The following is a 13,253-nucleotide window of genomic DNA, read 5'->3' as shown; positions in this document are numbered from 1 at the left end:
AGACCTACACCATCGAAAACATTCGCGAAATATCATTGCGGCCACACCACGGCACAGGTCGGAAAAAATCGGTCCCGCCAGGGGAGCTGCTAGCGGATGCTGATCGGCAGCGTGATCGTCCTGTTTGCTTCCGGCGGCGGGGCGGGCACGGGCGACGCGCTCTGAATCCAGGCGGCGATTTGCTGATCCACGGACGAATCGCCGGTGGACTGAACAACGCTGACACCGCTGATGGCACCGGCATCATTGACGCGGAACCGCACCGTCGCAGTCATTGCATCGCTGCGGAGTGAACGTGGTTTGCGCCGCTGAATATGCGAGCGGACTTTCGATCCCCATTTTGCCGGGGAGGCGGATGACGAAGAAAAGAAGCCGGCATTGCTGCGCGATGCGGCCGTGCGGTCGGATTGCTGGGCTTCCACCTTCGCAGTTTCACGCAGTTCCGAGGCCTGCTGCGGTTTGGGGCGCTGGCGCTCGACCTTCTTTTTCTCTTCAGGCTCTTTCTTTTCCACCTTCTTTTCGACGGGCGGAGGCGGAGGCCGCATGACGGGCAAGGGGACCTCGACATTTTCAAGTTCCGCCATCATCTGCTCCTGAACGGGATCGACGGTCTCAACCGGCTCGGGAACTTCCTGCGGTTCGACGATCTCCTCGACCGGTGGCTCAGGCGGCTGCACCGGCTCAGGCGGCGGCGTTTCGGCAACCGGTTCAGGTGGTGGCGGGGTCTCTTCAGGAGCAGCTTCCTCAACCGGTTCGCTGCTGTCGCTCTTCACTTCTTCGGCGTCCTCGACATCCTGTGCCTGCGTCGTTTCTTCAGTTTGGACGGCTTCCGGTATCGCCGCCATTTCGATCATGATGGCGGCGGGGGGCGGCCCGCCGGCCTCAAGCTCGTCCGGCTCCTGCATCAGATAATAAGCGAACCCGGCATGAACGCTGAGCATCAGCAACGCCGCGGCGGACCACAGCGTCACCTCCCAAAGGCGGGAATGTCGGGCCTGTGGATAGCCGCTTTCACTCATGGCGTCGCTTCCTGCACCGCCGACGGGGCGGGCTGGCCAGCAGCCGGAGGCTGCGACACGGCAGCGGCATTTTCCAGCCCCACAAGGGCGATCTTCAGATAACCGGCATCTCTCAGCAGGTTCATGATTTCCATGAAGTGGCCGTAATCAACCGCCTTGTCTGCACGCAGGAAGATGCGGGTATCCTTCTTGCCACCCGTCTGGCGGTCGATGGCGGCCGCCAAGGCTTCACGGGCGACCGCATCATTGCCCAGATTAAGCGAGAGATCGTCCTTGACCGTGAGATACAGCGGCTCCTCCGGTCGTTCCGCGGGTTTTGCGGTGGATGCGGGAAGATCGACATTCACATCGACGGTGGCGAGCGGCGCGGCCACCATGAAGATGATGAGCAGAACCAGCATCACATCGATGAAGGGCGTGACATTGATCTCATGGTTTTCGGAGAGATCGTCACCGCTGTTTTCGCGAATTCCTCCAGCCATGTCCGATCACCGTCCAACCAGCGATACTGCGGGTTTGCTGGTGCTGCCCGGCGGAATGCGGCGGAAATCGAGATCGCGGCTGACGAGGCGCTCCACGCCGGCTGCGGCATCCGCCAGCAGATGGCGGTATCCGGTGATCGAGCGCGCGAAGACGTTATAGATCACCACTGCGGGAATGGCGGCAACGAGGCCGATGGCGGTGGCCAGAAGCGCTTCGGCAATGCCGGGCGCGACGACGGCGAGATTGGTGGTCTGCGATTCCGAAATGCTGATGAAGGAGTTCATGATGCCCCAGACGGTGCCGAACAGGCCGACAAAGGGGGCGGTGGAACCGATCGTTGCCAGAACGCCCGTCCCGCGTGACATGCGGCGACCGGCGTGGGTTTCGATACGCGACAGCGCCGAGGAGACACGTTCCTTGATACCGCCGCCATCGGTATGTTCGACCACAGCATCGGAAAGCTGCATTTCATGAGTTGCCATGCGCAGCATGAGCGCCGCAGGTCCGCCCTTCTTCTCGACAGCCTCGGTAGCCTCGTTAAGAGTTTTCGCCCTGCGAATGACCTTCAGCGTTGCGCCGGCCCGAACACGCGCACCTGCAAGTTCAACGGACTTTGCAACCCACACCGTCCAGGTCACCAGCGAGGCGAAGGCCAGACCGATCATGACACCCTTCACGACCCAGTCCGCCGCCATGAACATGCCCCAGGGGGACAGGTTGTGTGGGATATCCGCGCGATGTTCGGCACTTGCCGGGTCGGCGCCGACGGGCTCTACCGGGGTTGAAACCTCGTTGGTCGGCGCGGCACCTTCGGGTGTCAGGGCGGGAGCGACTGAAGATTGTGCGGGCTGTGCAGGCGCGGCTTCATTGTTTTGAGGTTGTGCAGGCGCCACGGCTGCCGGCTGTTCCTGTGCGGGCATGGAAGGCTGGTTCGGCTGAACGACCGGAGCGTCCGGCGCCGCCGGGGTTTGTGAGGACGGCTGTGCCGGCTGGACCGTTTCCGCTTGCGGTGCGGACTGAATCTGGGGTTCGGATGCCGTCTGAGCGAAAACCGCACCGGCGCTCAATCCAACCAGTAAGATAACCGTCGTGGCAAGGGAAATGCGCCGTGTCCTGCTTGCCTTGTTGAGAGACGCGGAAGAAGTGGTGGTCGCAACTGACATGTTTTTTATCCCGGATTTCCGTCGATGAACCCATCCGCAGATTGACCGGTTTGAAACCGGGGTCATAACGGATGCCGTCGTAAAAGCTTGACGTTCCGATAATAAACCTGAGTTCTTTTGACAACTATTATATTGCCAAAAGACGACCCGTAAACTCTTCTTTACAAAAAATTGACCGATCTACCGTCTTCAGCTGCTCTGCGAAGGCGAAAACTGCGCAACGAGCGCGTGTCGGTCACCGGGATAGGTGACCGACACGCGGGTGATGTAATCCGTTCCGTGCCAGGTCCGGCGATCGATGACCAGACAGGCGGCTCCCGATCCGATACCCAGCGCGGCGGCATTTTTGCGGTCGGCCGATACGGCGCTGATGCGATGTTCAGCAGCGCTCCAGGGCACCATCTTCAGCAGCCACGTTCCGGGGCCGATCTGCGAAAAATCGGCAAACTCGGCCTCCGGAACAGCAGTGACATTGATGAGGCGCTCTTCCAGACAAAATGGGACGCCGCCGGCAAAATGCGTGCAGGTGAGTTCCAGCACGGGCGCATCGGCCGCAAGCGCCATAGCCGCTCCATCGTCTTTACCCGCAGGCCGCAGACGCCGCTTGTCGAGGCGATACCTGTAAACCAGCCCGAGTGCCAGCACCTCTCGTTCGATATCGTGGATTTCCAGCACGGCCGATTGCGCGTGGGGCTGACGGACGAAACTACCGAGACGCCGGCGTCTTTCGATAAGACCCCGCTGCACCAGTTCTCCCAAAGCCTTGTTCACCGTCATGCGCGAACAGGCATATTGGCGCGTCATTTCGTGTTCGAATGGGATACGATATCCCGGCGGCCATTCGCCTGACATGATGTGGCGCTCCACATCGTTGCGGATTCGCTCGTGCAGTGACTTTTCCTGAAGATCGGCGCCTGTGCCCCTCATCCCGATGCTTCTATCCTCCCCGTTCCATACCCTGCTATCCGTGAGCGGCGGCGGCGATCGCTTCGCTGCGGATTTCTTCCGTCAGCCTTGCACGCAGTTCGGAAAATTCCGGGCTGGCCTTGACGGTGTAGTGGCGCGGATGCGGCAGGTCGACCGGCGTGATCGATTTGATACGGCCCGGCCTCGCAGACATGGTCACCACGCGCGACGCCATGAAAACCGCCTCCTCAATATCGTGCGTGACGAAAATGACCGTCTTTTGCTCACGCTCCCATATGCCGAGCAACAATTCCTGCATCAGCCCGCGGGTCTGATTGTCGAGAGCGCCGAAAGGCTCGTCGAGCAGCAGGATTTTCGGGCCATTTGCCAGGGCGCGGGCAATGGCCGTTCTCTGCTGCATGCCGCCGGAGAGTTGTTTCGGCCAATGGTTTTCGAAACCACGCAGGCCGACCTTGTCGATATAGCTGTCAACGATTTCCCATTTTTCCTTCTCCGCAACGCCGCGTTCGCGCAGGCCGAAAGCGACGTTTTCACGGATCGTCAGCCAAGGGAACAGCGTGTAGGACTGGAACACCATGCCGCGGTCCGCCCCCGGGCCAGTCACCGCCCTGCCTGACAACAGCACCTCGCCCGTTGTCGGACGGTCAAGCCCGGCGATGATGCGCAGCAGGGTCGATTTTCCGCATCCCGAAGGACCGAGGATGGTAACGAAATCATTGCGCGGGATTTCCAGATTGGTGGGCTGCAGGGCCAGCGTCGGCTGCCCGCCATGTACGCCTGGAAAGGTGCGGCTGACGCCCTTGATAACGAGTTCGCTCATCAGGCAAGCCTCCAGGCAAAAAGCTTCCGGTTCAGCGATTTGAACGCGAAATCAGAGATAAGGCCGATAACACCGATGACGATGATGCCAAAGATGATCTGGCCGGTCGCCATCAGCGCCTGGCTGTTGATGATCATGTAGCCGATACCGGAGGAGGCGCCGATCAGTTCCGCGACGATGACATAGGTCCAGGCCCAGCCGAGGACGAGACGGAGGATTTCGGCAATGTCGGGCGCATTGGCGGGAATGAGGACACGGCGCACCACGCCCCGATCCCGCGCGCCCAGCGTATAGGCGGCCTCCACCAGATCCCGCCGCGTGCCGGCGACGGCCACAGCCACCATCAGGATGATCTGGAAGACGGCGCCGATGAAGATCACCAGCAGCTTCTGCATCTCGCCGATGCCGGCCCAGAGAATGAGGAGCGGCACAAAGGCGGAAGCCGGAAGGTAACGCGCGAAGGAGACAAAGGGCTCAAGCAGCGCCTCGATGGGCTTATAAGCCCCCATGGCGATACCGAGGGGGACGGCGACTATGGAGGCCAGCACGAAACCGCCCACGACACGCCAGATCGTCATGCCGATATCGCTGGCAAAACCCTGATCCGTCAGTAGATAGATACCATCCTTCAGCATGGTAACGGGGTCGGCCAGAAAGGTCGGCGACACGAAACCGCCCAGCGTGGCAAAGCCCCAGGCAGAGAAAAAAAGCACGAAGAACAGGATGCCGAGCGCTATCCTCGTGCTGTTCTTTATGGGTTGAAGTGGTTGCATTCTGTCGCCTGTCCCGAACCGGCGCGGCACTTCGCCACGCCATCAACATGTTCCCGCACTCAAGACGCGGGAACACTGTCGCGCTTCTTACTGGCTGCAATATCCGGAGAGGGAAATGCAGCTGGCTGTTTCCGTCACTTGATGAAGGACGTGTCCGCGAGGGTCGAAAGATCGGGCTTCGACTTGATCACGCCGATTTCGAGCAGCAGGTCAGCCGATTTTTCGGAAAAAGTCTTGAACTCGCCCTCGAAGAATTTCTGGTTGGCGGCCTTGTCCTGCCATTCGAGGAATTTTGCCGAAGCGGCAAAGGCCTCGCCGGACTGTTTCACATCCGCGCCCATCGTCGCATAGGATTTTTCGGGATCGGCCTTGATAAGATCAAGTGCCTGGAAATAGCTGTCCGCCAGAGCCTTGGCTGCCTGCGGATTGGCCTTCAGGAAGTCTGGCGTGCAGCCAAACGTGTCCATAACCGCGGGATAATCCAGTGTCGTGGCAAGAATCTTACCCTTGTCGGGAGCGGCGCGCACGGTAGAGAGATAGGGTTCATAGGTCATGGCTGCATCGTTCTGTCCGGCGACGAAAGCCTGCGCGGCCGGCCCCGGCTCAAGGTTGACGACCTTCACATCCTTCAGTGTCAGGCCGTTTTCCTTGAGGATCCAGGCGAGGAAGAAATAAGGAGAGGTGCCCGGTGCGGACGCGGCCACCGTCTTGCCCTTGAGGTCCGCGACCTTTGCGACATCGCTGCGCACCGCGATGCCATCGGCACCGTGCGATTTGTCCATCTGGAAAATCTGGGTGGATTTCACGCCATTGGCGTTCCAGGCGATCCAGGTTTCCACCGTGGTGGCGGCGCACTGGATGTCACCGGAAGCGAGAGCGAGATGGCGGCTGGCCTGCGGGATTTTCTTGATCTCGACCTTCAGGCCGTTCTTTTCGAAAATGCCGGCCTGTTTTGCAAGCGTCAGTGGTGCAAAACCCGTCCAGCCCGACATGCCTATCGTCACGGACGTTTCGGCATAGGCGGAAGCGGATGAGAAAAGTGCCGCCAGAGCGGCGAAAACCCAAGTTTTTTTCATGATCGGAACCCCTTTTGATTTATTTTTGTGCGACATTGTTTTTCGCTTTATTTGAGGCATCGTAGGCAGGCATTTTGTATTTGTCTAGACAAAACAGAAAGCGCACGCACATCCCTGGAATGATTGCAAATGCACGGCCAGCCATTCTAGACATAGAGAACGCGGCCGGCGAGCAGGCCCAACGATTTCCCGTATCGAGCTCTCCATGACCAGACAGAGACGTCGTAATATCATCAAGGCCAGAAGGACCGGCACGGGTATCGCGCTGGTTGCCGCCATTTCCTTCATCGCGGGCATGACGGATGCGGTTGGACTGCATATTTCCGGCGACTTCGTATCCTTCATGACCGGCAATACCACGCGCGCCGCGGTTTCAGCGGAAGCGGGCATCTATTCCCACGCCGTGAAACTCCTTGTCGCGATCATTGCCTTTGTGGCGGGCAACGCGGGCGGGATCGTGGTGGCCCACAAGTTCGAGCGGCGTATATTTGCAGTCCTCATGGCGGTCGGATCGCTTGTGGCCATTTCGGCACTGCTTCGTGGCGAGAGCTCGGGCCTCGTGCAATTTTACCTCGTGGTCTTCGCCATGGGCATGGTCAACGCGGCCGTCGAGCATATCGAGGGCCTGCCGATCGGCCTTACCTATGTGACGGGCGCCCTTTCCCGTTTCGGCCGAGGCATCGGCCGCTTTCTTCTCGGTGACCGGAGCTTTGATTGGGGCATCCAGATCGTGCCGTGGCTGGGCATGCTGAGCGGTGCGATCTGCGGTGCCGTTCTCGGGGCCAAGATGCAGTCGGATGCTCTCTGGGTCGTGGCGGTCGCTGTCTTCGTTGTCGCCATCGCCACACTCATCATTCCGCGCTCACTCCGACAGCGCTATAATCAGAGGGTGAAAATCCGGCGGATTACGCCGTAGCAACCGTTGCGCTCACTTTCGCGAGATCGTGACGAATTTTGTCCCGCGCACCCGCACTGTCATCAGGCAGGGCTCCTTATCAGTACGCTCGCAATAACGCGGATGCATCTTCAGCACGAAGACCATGTTGCCGAACCGCTTGATGAAGTCATAACCGTAGATGCGGGCCGTCGCGATCATCAGGTAGCCGCCCTCCTTCACCTGCACGTAAAAATTATAGGGGCATCCCTCGTCATCACAAGCGCGGCCTTTTTCGCCGTCGCAATCCAGAAGCCCGTGATTGACGACGGCATCCATCAACCCGTCATTGTTGATATCCAGCCGTGTGACGAAATCGTCGCCGAATGCTGCCGCCTTGCACTCGTTGCGGAAATGATCCTTCTCGTAAATCTCCGGATCGCTCACCAGCTGCTGCTGCGCCGAGAGCGCCACCGGGAACATCAAGAGAACCAGCGCCTGAAGAGCGGCAACGAGAGCGATTCGCACGGCATTTTCCTTTGCATCCGTTTGGGTTATGGATGTTGCGATCATCCGGGCGGCCAGCCTAGAGTTTAGTGCTTGCGCGACACTGACGTGTTCGCCGCCCGTGTTCCGGGGGGAACCTTTTCATGACACTTCTGGGTTTTCTCGACTATGCCGGCGTGGCAGTGTTTGCCGCAACCGGTGCGCTTGCCGCTTCGCGCAAGCAGCTCGACCTGATCGGCTTCCTGTTTTTTGCGGCGGCCACCGGTATCGGCGGTGGCACGGTGCGTGATCTCGTGCTCGGCAGAACGCCGGTGTTCTGGGTCATCAACCCCACCTATATTCTCGTCTGCGTCTCGGTGGCGGTGCTGCTGTTCTTCACGGCACATCTGTTCGAATCCCGTTACCGGGTATTGATCTGGCTCGATGCGCTCGGCCTTTCTGCTTATTGCGTCATGGGAGCGGCCAAGGGCCTCGCAGCAAGCGGTTCGGCAACTGTCGCCATTGTCACCGGCGTTCTGACGGCAACATTTGGTGGGGTTTTGCGCGATATTCTCGCCGGTGAGCCCTCCGTACTCTTGCGGCCGGAAATCTACATCACCTGCGCGCTTCTGGGCTCTTCCACCTTCATTGTCGTCTATTTCTTCGGCGCGCCGCTTTATGCCGCTTCGGCAGCGGGCGTGCTGATGGCCTTTGGGATCAGGTCCGGCGCGCTGATCTTCGGCTGGACTTTCCCGCCCTATAAAGGCAAGCCCGGCAGACGCCCGGAAGATGTCATGAAGTGACCCATGGAACGACGCTGAAAACAGAAATGGCGCCCGCGGGCGCCATTTGCACATCCATTGTCGAACCGAAGAACTTCAGCCGCGCTTGCGGCGGAGGCGGATCACCACATCCACATGGGCGATTTCCATGCCCTCAGGCGCTTCCGGCAGATTGCCGATCTGGAGATTGTTGACAGGTATATCGAGAACCTCGTTCTCGCCTTCCACGAAGAAGTGATGGTGATCCGACACGTTGGTGTCAAAATAGGTACGGGCACCTTCCACGGCGAGAACCCGGATGAGACCGGCCTCGGTGAACTGATGCAGCGTGTTGTAGACCGTGGCGAGAGAAACGGGCACGCCAGCGGTGACAGCCTCATCATGCAGTTCCTCGACGGTGAGGTGGCGGTCACCTTTTGCGAAGAGAAGATCGCCCAAAGCCACGCGCTGGCGCGTGGGCCTCAGCCCAGAGCGCCGCAGCCTCGTTCCGATATCCAATGTGGCGTCAAATGCCATGCAATCCCATTCCAAACAGAGGTATGCCACCCGTCAATTGCAATAGCATATATCTTTTGCAGGGAATGCTTTCAATAGTTTCAGCGCCGCCGAGTGTCGCAAATGGCCGCAAACCGGCCATTCCTGCAAATTTCCTCTGGTTCCGACCGGATGGTTCCTGTATGCGGACGGCATATTGAGGTAATGACTTCTGCAAAGAAGGTTCGAAGACAAAGAATGGGGGCGGAACCGCCTCTGCCCTTGCAGCGCTTCATTTTGAACCTAACTTGCTCTAGTGAAGTCGATCAACACCAGTAATTGGGGAAGTGAAAGCGGTATGGCAACGAGGCAATCAAGTTACAATTACGAGGAGATCCTGTCCTGCGGTCGCGGCGAATTGTTCGGCCCGGGAAATGCACAGCTCCCATTGCCCCCCATGCTCATGGTTCACCGCATCACCGAAATTTCAGAAACCGGCGGCGCGTTCGACAAGGGTTTCATCCGTGCCGAATATGATGTCAGCCCCGATGACTGGTATTTTCCCTGCCATTTCCAGGGCAACCCGATCATGCCGGGGTGCCTCGGCCTTGATGGCATGTGGCAGCTGACCGGCTTCTTCCTCGGCTGGCTGGGCGAAGAAGGCCGCGGCATGGCGCTTTCCACCGGCGAAGTGAAGTTCAAGGGCATGGTGCGCCCTCACACCAAGCTCCTTCAATATGGTATTGATTTCAAGCGCGTGATGCGTGGCCGTCTGGTGCTTGGAACTGCTGACGGCTGGCTGAAGGCGGACGGCGAAACCATTTATCAGGCGACAGACCTGCGGGTCGGCCTGTCCAAGGAAAAGGCTGCCTGAGGCAGACGGAATAGTTCAGACAAACGCCGGGCGGCTTTGGTTGTCCAGCCGAAATCTTAAGAAAAGGTCCCTTTCATGAGACGAGTTGTTGTCACCGGCCTCGGTATTGTTTCTTCCATCGGCGGTGATGCCGCTGAAGTCACCGCGTCGCTGCGCAATGCCAAATCCGGCATTTCTTTTTCGCCGGATTTTGCCGAACACGGTTTCAAGTGCCAGGTCTGGGGCAAGCCTTCTCTCGACCCCACCGATCTGGTCGACCGCCGCGCCATGCGCTTCCTGTCGCAGGGCGGCGCGTGGAACCATGTTGCCATGAAGCAGGCAATCGCCGATTCCGGTCTGGAAGAGAGCGATATCAGCGGCAATGAGCGCACCGGCATCATCATGGGTTCGGGCGGTCCTTCCACCCGCACCATCGTCGAAGCTGCCGATATTACGCTGAAGAACAACAGCCCGAAGCGCATCGGTCCCTTCGCCGTGCCGAAGGCGATGTCCTCCACCGCTTCGGCCACGCTCGCGACCTGGTTCAAGATCCACGGCGTCAACTACTCCATCTCTTCGGCCTGCTCAACCTCGGCGCACTGCATCGGCAACGCCGCCGAGATGATCCAGTGGGGCAAGCAGGACGTGATGTTCGCTGGCGGCCACGAGGACCTCGACTGGTCGATGTCGAACCTTTTCGACGCCATGGGCGCCATGTCGTCCAAATACAACGAGACCCCCGACGTCGCCTCGCGCGCCTATGACGTCAACCGCGACGGCTTCGTCATCGCCGGCGGTGCGGGCGTTCTGGTTCTCGAAGAGCTGGAACACGCAAAGGCACGCGGTGCCAAGATTTATGCCGAAATCGTCGGTTATGGCGCGACCTCTGACGGTTACGACATGGTTGCCCCTTCAGGCGAAGGCGCGATCCGCTGCATGCGGCAGGCTCTTTCCACCGTCAAGGGCGACATTGACTACATCAATACCCACGGCACCTCGACGCCGGTTGGCGACAGCAAGGAAATCGGCGCGATCCGCGAAGTCTTCGGCGACAAGATCCCGCACATCCAGTCGACCAAGTCGCTGACTGGCCATTCGCTTGGCGCGGCCGGTGTACAGGAATCGATCTACGGCCTCTTGATGATGCAGGAACGTTTCATCGGCGAGAGCGCGCATATTTCCGAACTCGATCCGGAATTTGCGGGCGTTCCGATCGTTCGCAGCCGCATCGACAATACCAAGATCGACACCATCCTATCCAATTCCTTCGGCTTCGGCGGTACCAACGCCACGCTCGTCTTCCAGCGTCATAACGGATAATTGCCCATGAACGGCATCATGCAGGGTAAACGCGGCCTCATCATGGGCGTCGCTAACAATCACTCCATCGCCTGGGGTATCTCCAAGGCACTTGCGGCACAGGGCGCGGAACTGGCCTTCACCTATCAGGGTGAAGCGCTCGGCAAGCGTGTCAAACCGCTCGCCGCGGAACTTGGCTCCGACTTCATCGTGCCTTGCGATGTCGAAGATATCGCTTCTGTGGACGCGCTGTTTCAGACGATTCGCGAAAAATGGGGCGCGCTGGATTTTGTCGTGCATGCCATCGGCTTCTCCGACAAGAACGAGCTGAAGGGCCTTTACGCGGATACGACGCGCGAGAATTTCAGCCGCACCATGGTCATTTCCTGTTTCTCCTTCACGGAAATCGCCAAGCGCGCCGCCGAGCTGATGACGAATGGCGGCTCCATGCTGACACTGACTTATAACGGTTCGCAGCGCGTCATTCCGAACTATAACGTCATGGGCGTTGCCAAGGCGGCGCTTGAGGCTTCCGTGCGTTATCTCGCTGCCGATTTCGGCCCGCGGGACATTCGCGTCAACGCCATCTCAGCCGGTCCCGTCCGCACGCTTGCGGGTGCCGGCATCTCCGACGCGCGCGCCATTTACGCATGGAACCAGAAGAACGCGCCGCTGAGACGGACGGCGGATATCGACGATATCGGCGGGTCTGCGCTCTACCTTCTGTCCAACCTCTCGCGCGGCGTGACGGGTGAGTGCCATTACGTAGACTGCGGCTATAATATCACCTCGACACCCACGCTCGAGGTTCTGTCCAAAGCGGACGCGGAATAATCACCGTCCCTCGTTTATTAAAGCCCGGCACCGTGCCGGGCTTTTTTCATTTGGCGTCTGTGTCATTTTCATAAATCACTAAAGTATAAATCACCGAGGTAACTGATTTTAAACATCGGTTGATTATGGTCCGCAACAATTCAACGGTTGCGCTTGCCGCATATGCTTAGAGATCGACACTGCCTCATGCGACTGGCCAAACTGAAGCCATTGCTGGAAAAATTCGGAGTTTCGCGCGACGGGACCGCAGCCATCGAATTCGCGATCCTCGCCATCCCTTATTTCCTGGTTGTTTTCGCAATCATTGAAACCTTCATCGCCATGATCGCGGAGCAGGTGGTCGTCAATGCCACCGAAAGCATGGCCCGGCGGCTGAGGACGGGGCAGATCAGCAGTTCAATTTCGAAAGAAGACTTCCGAAAGAACTTCTGCAACGAAGTCTCGGTGATAATCACGTGCTCCGCGGATGAGATCAAAACGGAACAGAAGCTCTATATCGATCTTCGCTCCTTCACCACCTTCAAGGATATCCCCACCGCCATACCTTTGAAGGCCTTCGGAGAATATTACGATCTTGATACGGCGCAATTCGGCTTCAAGCCGGGTGGGCCGGAAACGATCAACATGCTGCGTGTCTATTATCGCTGGCGGGTGACGGCCGATATCATTCGCCCCTATCTTACAAAAATTCGCCCGGCCGATGGATCGATGCCTTCTCACTTCCTGATCGTCGCGACCGACGCTTTCATGAATGAAAAATACACGACAAGCGGGGGCTCCTGATGGCAGGTCTGATTGCCGCCGTGACGCAAGGCAGGCTGCGTTTCATTGCGCTTGCTTCACGCTTCGCAAGAGATCGCCGCGGTGTTGGCGCGGTGGAATTCGCGATCATTTTCCCGATATTGCTCGCACTTTATGTGACGTCCTTCGAACTCACCATCGGCTACAATACCTACAAGCGGGCAAGCAGCGCCGCCGCGACGATCAACGACCTGATTTCGAAAACGGGTTCTGTAGACAAGACCTATCTTGCAGGCATGGGGGATGTAGCATCCGCAGTCTTCGCGCCCTATAGCACGAAGGGTCTCCGCCTGAAGATCAGCGGTATCAAAATCGATGCCCAGAAGCAGGCGAAAATCACCTGGTCCTGGGATGAGAAGAACCAGCGGCCCTATGCGGTCGGCTCTGCGGTGGTGGTGCCGACCCGCCTGCTGATTGCTGACAGCTTCCTCATCCATGTCGAACTTTCTGTCCCGCATGAACTGTTGATGTTCATGACCGACATCTCCTCCTCTGGCGTCAAGTCGATCACCATCGGCCGCGATTATTTCTTCAAGCAGCGCGATGCGGAGACAGTCTGCAGCAATTGCTGAATGCACCGTTGCATCCG

The 13,253-nt window shown here is 58.8% G+C and carries 16 protein-coding genes; 7 read left to right on the top strand and 9 right to left on the bottom strand.

The features are described 5' to 3' along the window. Positions 1-89: 89 nt before the first annotated feature. From HQN82_RS12855 to HQN82_RS12825, 7 genes are all read right to left on the bottom strand, one after another. Entirely contained in the window at positions 90-1,019 is a 930-nt protein-coding gene (locus tag HQN82_RS12855; protein WP_112766040.1) for a TonB family protein, read from the bottom strand. Beyond that, a complete protein-coding gene (gene exbD / locus HQN82_RS12850; RefSeq protein WP_006699793.1) occupies positions 1,016-1,501 on the bottom strand; it encodes a TonB system transport protein ExbD in 486 nt (161 codons plus the stop codon). The genes HQN82_RS12855 and exbD overlap by 4 nt, the downstream gene beginning before the upstream one ends. A 6-nt stretch (positions 1,502-1,507) precedes the next feature. Further along, on the bottom strand, positions 1,508-2,665 hold the full coding sequence (gene exbB, locus HQN82_RS12845; RefSeq protein ID WP_162699342.1) for a tonB-system energizer ExbB: 1,158 nt from the start codon (positions 2,663-2,665) through the stop codon (positions 1,508-1,510). Positions 2,666-2,854: 189 nt separating this feature from the next. After that, on the bottom strand, positions 2,855-3,592 hold the full coding sequence (gene hutC, locus HQN82_RS12840; protein ID WP_072493810.1) for a histidine utilization transcriptional repressor HutC: 738 nt from the start codon (positions 3,590-3,592) through the stop codon (positions 2,855-2,857). A 34-nt stretch (positions 3,593-3,626) separates the two neighbouring features. Next, on the bottom strand, positions 3,627-4,412 hold the full coding sequence (locus HQN82_RS12835; RefSeq protein ID WP_004439229.1) for an ABC transporter ATP-binding protein: 786 nt from the start codon (positions 4,410-4,412) through the stop codon (positions 3,627-3,629). Continuing rightward, complete coding sequence (locus HQN82_RS12830) at positions 4,412-5,185, bottom strand: ABC transporter permease (RefSeq protein ID WP_004439228.1); 774 nt, start codon at positions 5,183-5,185, stop codon at positions 4,412-4,414. The genes HQN82_RS12835 and HQN82_RS12830 overlap by 1 nt, the downstream gene beginning before the upstream one ends. 134 nt (positions 5,186-5,319) lie before the next feature. Further along, complete coding sequence (locus tag HQN82_RS12825) at positions 5,320-6,261, bottom strand: ABC transporter substrate-binding protein (protein WP_072493808.1); 942 nt, start codon at positions 6,259-6,261, stop codon at positions 5,320-5,322. 205 nt (positions 6,262-6,466) lie between these two features. Between HQN82_RS12825 and HQN82_RS12820 the strand changes: the two genes are divergently transcribed. Beyond that, positions 6,467-7,177, top strand: a complete 711-nt coding sequence (locus HQN82_RS12820) for a YoaK family protein (protein ID WP_112766038.1) — start codon at positions 6,467-6,469, stop codon at positions 7,175-7,177. 12 nt (positions 7,178-7,189) lie between these two features. Here HQN82_RS12820 and HQN82_RS12815 read toward each other — a convergent pair whose 3' ends face one another. Then, positions 7,190-7,708: a hypothetical protein gene (locus HQN82_RS12815; protein ID WP_173614941.1), complete on the bottom strand. Its 519-nt coding sequence runs from the start codon at positions 7,706-7,708 to the stop codon at positions 7,190-7,192. Positions 7,709-7,785: 77 nt separating this feature from the next. Here HQN82_RS12815 and HQN82_RS12810 point away from each other — a divergent pair, with 77 nt between their 5' ends. Further along, positions 7,786-8,424, top strand: a complete 639-nt coding sequence (locus HQN82_RS12810; protein WP_004439220.1) for a trimeric intracellular cation channel family protein — start codon at positions 7,786-7,788, stop codon at positions 8,422-8,424. Positions 8,425-8,499: 75 nt separating this feature from the next. Here the strand turns inward: HQN82_RS12810 and irrA are convergent, their stop codons facing one another. Further along, complete coding sequence (gene irrA, locus HQN82_RS12805; protein ID WP_003493135.1) at positions 8,500-8,919, bottom strand: iron response transcriptional regulator IrrA; 420 nt, start codon at positions 8,917-8,919, stop codon at positions 8,500-8,502. A 316-nt stretch (positions 8,920-9,235) separates the two neighbouring features. Here irrA and fabA point away from each other — a divergent pair, with 316 nt between their 5' ends. The 5 genes from fabA to HQN82_RS12780 all read left to right on the top strand — a co-directional run bounded on the left by fabA (position 9,236) and on the right by HQN82_RS12780 (position 13,236). Further along, entirely contained in the window at positions 9,236-9,751 is a 516-nt protein-coding gene (gene fabA, locus HQN82_RS12800) for a 3-hydroxyacyl-[acyl-carrier-protein] dehydratase FabA (protein WP_003507274.1), read from the top strand. A 75-nt stretch (positions 9,752-9,826) separates the two neighbouring features. After that, the gene (gene fabB / locus HQN82_RS12795; RefSeq protein ID WP_112766036.1) at positions 9,827-11,050 is read left to right on the top strand and encodes a beta-ketoacyl-ACP synthase I; all 1,224 of its coding nucleotides are present in this window, start codon (positions 9,827-9,829) and stop codon (positions 11,048-11,050) included. Positions 11,051-11,056: 6 nt separating this feature from the next. Beyond that, the gene (gene fabI, locus HQN82_RS12790; RefSeq protein ID WP_022555382.1) at positions 11,057-11,863 is read left to right on the top strand and encodes an enoyl-ACP reductase FabI; all 807 of its coding nucleotides are present in this window, start codon (positions 11,057-11,059) and stop codon (positions 11,861-11,863) included. A 186-nt stretch (positions 11,864-12,049) separates the two neighbouring features. After that, a complete protein-coding gene (locus HQN82_RS12785) occupies positions 12,050-12,646 on the top strand; it encodes a TadE/TadG family type IV pilus assembly protein (protein WP_004439213.1) in 597 nt (198 codons plus the stop codon). Further along, entirely contained in the window at positions 12,643-13,236 is a 594-nt protein-coding gene (locus tag HQN82_RS12780) for a TadE/TadG family type IV pilus assembly protein (RefSeq protein ID WP_037089524.1), read from the top strand. The genes HQN82_RS12785 and HQN82_RS12780 overlap by 4 nt, the downstream gene beginning before the upstream one ends. The last annotated feature ends 17 nt before the right edge of the window (positions 13,237-13,253 follow it).

It is taken from the genome of Agrobacterium pusense (genome assembly GCF_013285525.1).
Lineage (GTDB): Bacteria > Pseudomonadota > Alphaproteobacteria > Rhizobiales > Rhizobiaceae > Agrobacterium > Agrobacterium pusense.
The sequence above is the reverse complement of the archived record's forward strand: the minus strand, read 5'-3'. Positions and strand labels throughout refer to the sequence as shown.

Coding starts and splice junctions, on each gene's coding strand:
- HQN82_RS12855 (WP_112766040.1), bottom strand. CDS start 1,019: ATGAGTGAAAGCGGCTATCCACAGGCCCGACATTCCCGCCTTTGGGAG.
- exbD (WP_006699793.1), bottom strand. CDS start 1,501: ATGGCTGGAGGAATTCGCGAAAACAGCGGTGACGATCTCTCCGAAAAC.
- exbB (WP_162699342.1), bottom strand. CDS start 2,665: ATGTCAGTTGCGACCACCACTTCTTCCGCGTCTCTCAACAAGGCAAGC.
- hutC (WP_072493810.1), bottom strand. CDS start 3,592: ATGAGGGGCACAGGCGCCGATCTTCAGGAAAAGTCACTGCACGAGCGA.
- HQN82_RS12835 (WP_004439229.1), bottom strand. CDS start 4,412: ATGAGCGAACTCGTTATCAAGGGCGTCAGCCGCACCTTTCCAGGCGTA.
- HQN82_RS12830 (WP_004439228.1), bottom strand. CDS start 5,185: ATGCAACCACTTCAACCCATAAAGAACAGCACGAGGATAGCGCTCGGC.
- HQN82_RS12825 (WP_072493808.1), bottom strand. CDS start 6,261: ATGAAAAAAACTTGGGTTTTCGCCGCTCTGGCGGCACTTTTCTCATCC.
- HQN82_RS12820 (WP_112766038.1), top strand. CDS start 6,467: ATGACCAGACAGAGACGTCGTAATATCATCAAGGCCAGAAGGACCGGC.
- HQN82_RS12815 (WP_173614941.1), bottom strand. CDS start 7,708: ATGATCGCAACATCCATAACCCAAACGGATGCAAAGGAAAATGCCGTG.
- HQN82_RS12810 (WP_004439220.1), top strand. CDS start 7,786: ATGACACTTCTGGGTTTTCTCGACTATGCCGGCGTGGCAGTGTTTGCC.
- irrA (WP_003493135.1), bottom strand. CDS start 8,919: ATGGCATTTGACGCCACATTGGATATCGGAACGAGGCTGCGGCGCTCT.
- fabA (WP_003507274.1), top strand. CDS start 9,236: ATGGCAACGAGGCAATCAAGTTACAATTACGAGGAGATCCTGTCCTGC.
- fabB (WP_112766036.1), top strand. CDS start 9,827: ATGAGACGAGTTGTTGTCACCGGCCTCGGTATTGTTTCTTCCATCGGC.
- fabI (WP_022555382.1), top strand. CDS start 11,057: ATGAACGGCATCATGCAGGGTAAACGCGGCCTCATCATGGGCGTCGCT.
- HQN82_RS12785 (WP_004439213.1), top strand. CDS start 12,050: ATGCGACTGGCCAAACTGAAGCCATTGCTGGAAAAATTCGGAGTTTCG.